The organism is Acinetobacter sp. ANC_7503 (assembly GCF_056780035.1).
Window position 1 is genome coordinate 50,165 of record NZ_JBWYJA010000015.1, and the last position, 6,167, is coordinate 56,331.

Genomic DNA, 6,167 nt, shown 5'->3' on the forward strand with positions numbered 1-6,167 from the left:
CATTGCCAATTTTCTCAGTTAATGCTATTTAATTTTGCATGATTGAATATATGGAAGCGACAATGAAAAAAATACTAAAACCGGCTCTATTTGCAGTTTTTGCTTTACCAGCTTTTGCATTTGCCAATACTGATACAAAAACTGTACCTCTAGCGAAAGTTCAAGCAGCTGCGGGTGTTACTCAAGCACAAACTGAAGTTAAAAATGACTCCACAACGGTGATAAGTCCTCGCACTGGTATTCGTTACACACTTGGTAATACAGCTGGTCGACCAATCATTCTTCAAACAGCTGCAATAGCACCAGCAACTCCAGCTACAGCAAATCGTATTGTTGCATCAAATCCAGCTCTTTCAAGTTCAAGTCAAGAAAAAGCAAAACAAGCCTTATTGGAACAAACTGTATCTAATTAATTTTAGAATTTCGTACAAAAGCCAGTCTTTGACTGGCTTTATTGTTTTTAGGGATCGAGATTTATTTCAAATCATTCATTTCAATCAACCCTAATGCCTTATTCACTCGATTTTTTTTCTAATTTCTAATAAGCTTAGCCATCATTTTTTTTAATTCGGACAATCAAAAATGGCGGTGGGTGACGTATCAATGCCACAAATGCATGTGGTAAAGGGTGTAAGAATTGGCTCAGCAGAAGCGTATGTACGTTACCCAAATCGACGTGACTTGGTTGTATTTGAATTTGCACAAGGCACTCAAGTTGCAGGTGTATTTACCCAAAATGCTTTTTGCGCAGCGCCAGTACATATTTCAAAACTGCATTTGTCTCAAACAAATCCACGTTACCTTGTAATTAATACAGGCAATGCGAATGCAGGTACTGGTCCTACAGGTATGAAAAATGCAAAGGACACTTGTGCTGAATTTGCCAAAATTGCTGGTGTAAATGAGAACGAGGTTTTGCCATTCTCAACAGGCGTAATTGGTGAACAATTACCAATGGAGCGTTTGATTGCTGGGTTAAAACCAGCATTTGAGAGTCTTGAAGATGATGTATGGCCTCAGGCAGCATCAGGTATTATGACGACGGATACTTTACCTAAGGGGGCTTCTGAACAATTTGAAATTGACGGGGTTGTTTATACAATGACGGGGATTTCAAAAGGTGCAGGAATGATCCGTCCTAATATGGCAACAATGTTGTCTTTCGTAGCGACAGACGCGCCTATTGCTCGTGAATTGGTTCAAAAACTATTAAAAACCACGGTTGAACAATCATTTAATCGCATCACGATTGATGGTGATACATCTACTAACGACTCTTGTATTTTTGCAGCAACTGGTCAAGCAGGTGGTGCTGAAATTACATCTAAAGAAGATGCTGGTTACTCTGTTGTTTTAGATGTACTTACACGTGTCATGAAGCGCTTGGCTCAGTTGATCGTTCGAGATGGTGAAGGTGCAACCAAATTTATAACTGTTTCAGTTGAAGGTGGTGCAAATACGCAAGAGTGTTGTGACATCGCTTACAGCATTGCACATTCACCTTTGGTAAAAACAGCGTTCTTTGCTTCTGACCCTAACTGGGGGCGTATCTTGGCTGCAATCGGTTATGCTGGTGTCCCAGATTTAAATGTCGACAAAATCCAAGTATGGTTAGATGATGTCCAGATCTGTAAAGATGGTGGTGCAGCGGCAGATTACACAGAAGAGGCTGGTGTTAAAGTAATGAATCAATCAGAAATTACTATCCGCGTTGATTTGGGCCGTGGTTCTGCCAAAGATACGGTTTACACCTGTGATTTGTCATATGATTATGTCAAGATCAACGCAGATTATCGTTCTTAAATAAATTAAGCCTCCCTGTTGAGGCTTTTTATTTATCAAATTTTAATGATTGGTCAAATCCAATCGGTGTGTAATTGCTTATATTGATAAGCGCTATGGATAGAGATGCAAATAATGAATGATGCAACCAATTTAATTGCAAATGATGCGAAAGCAATTGTTCAAGCTCATTTAGACCTGATTGGTGAATCTAACAATCAAGATTTAACACCAGAGTTAAAGCAGCAAAAATTTGCTGAGATCCAGGCTGAATTGGAAAAGCGTAATGCGGTATTGGTTGCTCATTATTATTGTGATCCGGTCGTACAGGAGCTTGCGGAGCTTACTGGTGGTTGTGTTTCAGATTCACTTGAAATGGCACGTTTTGGACGTGATCATGATGCGACAACACTCGTTGTGGCTGGTGTGAAGTTTATGGGTGAAACTTCTAAAATTTTATCACCTAACAAAACCATTTTAATGCCTACTTTAGAGGCAACTTGTTCACTCGATCTAGGTTGTCCTGTAGATGAGTTTACCAAGTTCTGTGATGCTCATCCTGATCATACTGTTGTGGTTTATGCAAATACCTCAGCTGCGGTAAAAGCACGTGCAGATTGGGTGGTAACATCAAGTTGTGCTGTCGAAATTGTTGAGCATTTAGATAGTTTAGGTGAAAAAATTATTTGGGCACCTGATCAGCATTTAGGACGTTACATTCAAAAGAAAACTGGAGCGAATATGTTGCTCTGGGATGGTTCTTGTATCGTACATGAAGAATTTAGAGCACGTGGCATCGCTCAGATGAAAGCCATCTATCCTGATGCTGCAGTTTTAGTACATCCTGAATCACCAGAATCGGTAATTGATGTTGCTGACGCAGTAGGAAGTACCTCACAATTGATTAAAGCTGCAAAAGAACTACCGCATGAAACAATGATTGTTGCGACCGATCGCGGTATTTTTTATAAGATGCAACAAATGGTGCCGAATAAGACTTTGATTGAGGCTCCTACGGCAGGTGAGGGGGCGACTTGTCGTTCTTGTGCACACTGTCCATGGATGGCAATGAATGAATTGGATGGCATTTTGCATGTTTTACGACATGGTGATCAGGAAGTGCATGTTGATCCCGCTTTAGCAGAGCGCGCTAAATTACCATTAGATCGAATGTTAAACTTTAGTGCGTCATTAAAGCGTTAATATTAGTCAAAATGCTTGATAAATATACATTTGAAGTGTTTTTTTGATTTTTTTTGAAGATAGGTGTTGACGTTATCCAGCGTCACGCCTAGAATGCACACCGTACCGAACGATACATCAAACGATAAGTTGAACGGTACAAAAGCTGAGATGAATCGGAGTATAGCACAGCCTGGTAGTGCACCTGGTTTGGGACCAGGGGGTCGTAGGTTCGAATCCTACTGCTCCGACCAATTCTTCAAGGCAAAGGTTTTCCAATGATCTCGCAATCATGGGTAATGCGCCTGTAGCTCAGTTGGATAGAGCATCCGCCTTCTAAGCGGATGGTCACAGGTTCGAATCCTGTCAGGCGCGCCATTGGTCGCTTGATTTTATAGAACCAAATTTTGTGATGGTGGATGTAGCTCAGTTGGTAGAGCCCCGGATTGTGATTCCGGTTGTCGCGGGTTCGAATCCCGTCATTCACCCCAACACAAACCGATGTAATCGGAGTATAGCACAGCCTGGTAGTGCACCTGGTTTGGGACCAGGGGGTCGTAGGTTCGAATCCTACTGCTCCGACCATTTATTTCATTATAAATGGTCAGATAAAATATACCGCGTTAAGCGGTTTTTTTATGTCTGATTTTTACTGTTAAAAAAAGATCCTATCAGGATCTTTTTTTGTTGAATGTTTAAGGCACGATAATAACAGCAACGCGTCTATTTTCTGCATGGGCAGCGTCAGTATTTGCAGTATTAATAGGTTGGGTGGAACCGCGACCAATGGTTTGGATATGAGTAGGGTTAAAACCCTCTTCGATAAAAATAGTGCTTACGCTTCGGGCACGGCTTTCAGAAAGTTTAAAATTATAATCTGGATTGCCAATAAGATCGGTATGACCGACGATACGGACTTTCTTTAAATTGTATTTTTGTAGTTGTGCTGCGAGATGTTGAATCTGTTCACGATTTTTTTTAGAGATTTCAGCCTGATCGAAATCGAAAAGAAGTCGTTCGGGTAGTCCCAAACTCCAACCTTCCTCTGTGAGTACGAAACCTTGTTGTTTTAACATTTTTACTTGTTTATAGCTTAAAGATCCCATACCCAAGCATGCGCTTAATCCTATACAAAGAATGCTCATGATAAAAAGTTTGAAACTACGATTGAGCATAGGTATTAATCCTCAGTAAAAACTCTATTGTTGAAATATGTGCCAATGATGTTTTAGATTCTTCGCTTTGTACATCGCTTGGTCTGCTTGAGAAATTAAGTCCTCTGGGTTATGAGCTTCTTTAGCCAAAGCAATACCAAGACTAAAACTAAAATGAATTGATTGTCCGTTATATTTTAAGGGCTCATCAGAACATTTTATAAGATTTTCGGCGATCGAAATTAAGTGATCCACCTGACTGACAGGACTTAGGATAATTGCAAATTCATCACCGCTTAATCTTGCGACAAAATCATTTTGACGAGTGTTTTGTTTTAATCGTTTAGCCATTTCTTTCAACACTTCATCCCCTACTAAATGACCATATTGATCGTTAATAGACTTAAATTTATTGTTATCTATAAAAATCAAAACAGTATTTTCAAGTTTATCAGGCTGATCGAAAAGGCTACACAAAACTTTATAAAAGTAATGTCGGTTTGGTAATTGTGTTAATTCATCATGTTGTACTTGATAATTAAGCTGAGTATTTTCAGACTGTAACTGATTGTGCCAAGATTGAATTTCTTCTAATAGTTGATTAAATACTGAGTTTAGATGATGAAATTCTTGAATATCATTTTTTGGAAAGCGGAGATTATATGCTTTTTGTTGACTCACTAATTGTGCTGTATGAATAATTGGTGATATAGAATTCATAATATGACGATAGGTTGCATTAACCGACCACCATAAGGCGAAAATCATAAAAAGCATACCTAAAATCAAGGCTAAGCAAATCTTGATAATGAATAAAATGATATCTTGAGAACTGCCGAATAGATGAAGCTCACCGACCAATTGTCCATTGTGAGTAACTTCAATTTGAATCGGCTTAGAAAAAAATAATCCATCAAACCAAGTTTGAAGTTCTGAATGGCGATCTATCAGTTTACTGCTTTCAGTTATTTTAACTTTACTGCTATCCAATACTTGGATAAGGCGAATTGAATGTTGTTGTGTGTACTCGTGTAAAATATTGTCTAAAGTGTATTTATCTTGGAAAACAAGAGCAGGTTGAATGCGTTCCGCAATTGTGCGACTCACTAAGGTTAAGTTTTGATTGGCGTATGATTTCACCGTAAAAATTGAAATCGTTGCAAAAATTAAAGTGCAGATCAAAAAAGTAATCGCAAAAATTAAAAATTGTGATCTTCTAAATAGTGATTGGAGTGAAGTTAATCCAAAAAATTTATCAATCATCTGAATTACTCCATTTCTGTGCAAGAAGTAATACACGAGGATCAACGTGGATTTTGGTTTTTGCAAGACTGTCTAAATTGACTTTAAATTTTGTAATACCTGCTTTATTGCTATAGAGACAGAAAACACTTCCAACCTCGCAATCTTCATTATTTGTTGAAAATGAGAGAATTGACTTATTTAGTGATTCTCGGATGAGTTTTTGTTCGACTGTTGGAGAAGATTTAGAGAAAAATATAACATCACAATTGGTCTTGTTTAATTCATAATCATGAATATTTTGTGCTTTGATATTTGAATTTTGCTTTTGAATAGTTTGATTAAACTCTGCTAATGCCACAGTGTTATCAATTAGACATAAATCTGGTTGTGGAGATGAAATTTTGGCATAGCTCAAAATAGATAGAGTCATTTGATAAATGTTCTGGTTGGAATTGGCATGGCTAAAGCTGCACATCAAAAGCAGTAGGGAGATCAATACGGCTTTTTTGATTTTAAATATAGCCATTTAGTAACATAGTTCTAGTCAGTTAAATAATAGTGACTATTCTAATCTAATTTTAATAAAGTTAAAGTGTTCGATTTTTTATCAATATCATAGTGAATGATGTGAATTTGACTATTAAATGCCCACTCAACACTCATAATTTAAAAAAATACTAAAATATTGAAAAAAGAGGTTGCATTGGGGGAGGAATACTGTAGAATGCACATCCATCGGCGGTGATGTTGATTAAAACTTGTTGAAAAACAAGGATTTAGCTGAATAGGTTGGATCTAAGTTTT

6 protein-coding genes and 4 tRNA genes are annotated in these 6,167 nt (G+C 37.8%); 7 read left to right on the top strand and 3 right to left on the bottom strand.

From position 1 onward, the window contains the following. Window positions 1-62: 62 nt before the first annotated feature. The 7 genes from AC1M9M_RS13860 to AC1M9M_RS13890 all read left to right on the top strand — a co-directional run bounded on the left by AC1M9M_RS13860 (window position 63) and on the right by AC1M9M_RS13890 (window position 3,549). Window positions 63-413: a hypothetical protein gene (locus AC1M9M_RS13860; RefSeq protein WP_092768561.1), complete on the top strand. Its 351-nt coding sequence runs from the start codon at window positions 63-65 to the stop codon at window positions 411-413. Between the two features lie 169 nt (window positions 414-582). Next, entirely contained in the window at window positions 583-1,803 is a 1,221-nt protein-coding gene (gene argJ / locus AC1M9M_RS13865) for a bifunctional glutamate N-acetyltransferase/amino-acid acetyltransferase ArgJ (RefSeq protein ID WP_481596630.1), read from the top strand. 114 nt (window positions 1,804-1,917) lie between these two features. After that, complete coding sequence (nadA, locus tag AC1M9M_RS13870; protein WP_481596634.1) at window positions 1,918-2,985, top strand: quinolinate synthase NadA; 1,068 nt, start codon at window positions 1,918-1,920, stop codon at window positions 2,983-2,985. Window positions 2,986-3,141: 156 nt separating this feature from the next. Further along, window positions 3,142-3,218 (top strand) — tRNA-Pro (locus tag AC1M9M_RS13875). 47 nt (window positions 3,219-3,265) lie between these two features. Continuing rightward, window positions 3,266-3,342 (top strand) — tRNA-Arg (locus AC1M9M_RS13880). A 37-nt stretch (window positions 3,343-3,379) separates the two neighbouring features. Further along, a tRNA-His gene (locus AC1M9M_RS13885) sits at window positions 3,380-3,455 on the top strand. A gap of 17 nt (window positions 3,456-3,472) precedes the next feature. Then, a tRNA-Pro gene (locus tag AC1M9M_RS13890) sits at window positions 3,473-3,549 on the top strand. A 110-nt stretch (window positions 3,550-3,659) separates the two neighbouring features. Here the strand turns inward: AC1M9M_RS13890 and yfiB are convergent. The 3 genes from yfiB to yfiR are packed head-to-tail and all read right to left on the bottom strand — an operon-like array spanning window position 3,660 to window position 5,889. Continuing rightward, window positions 3,660-4,139: an outer membrane lipoprotein YfiB gene (gene yfiB / locus AC1M9M_RS13895; RefSeq protein WP_481592342.1), complete on the bottom strand. Its 480-nt coding sequence runs from the start codon at window positions 4,137-4,139 to the stop codon at window positions 3,660-3,662. A 24-nt stretch (window positions 4,140-4,163) separates the two neighbouring features. Continuing rightward, on the bottom strand, window positions 4,164-5,381 hold the full coding sequence (gene dgcN, locus AC1M9M_RS13900) for a diguanylate cyclase DgcN/YfiN (protein ID WP_481596631.1): 1,218 nt from the start codon (window positions 5,379-5,381) through the stop codon (window positions 4,164-4,166). After that, window positions 5,374-5,889, bottom strand: a complete 516-nt coding sequence (gene yfiR / locus AC1M9M_RS13905; protein ID WP_481592344.1) for a regulatory sequestration protein YfiR — start codon at window positions 5,887-5,889, stop codon at window positions 5,374-5,376. Before yfiR ends, dgcN begins: the two co-directional genes overlap by 8 nt. Window positions 5,890-6,167: the final 278 nt, after the last annotated feature.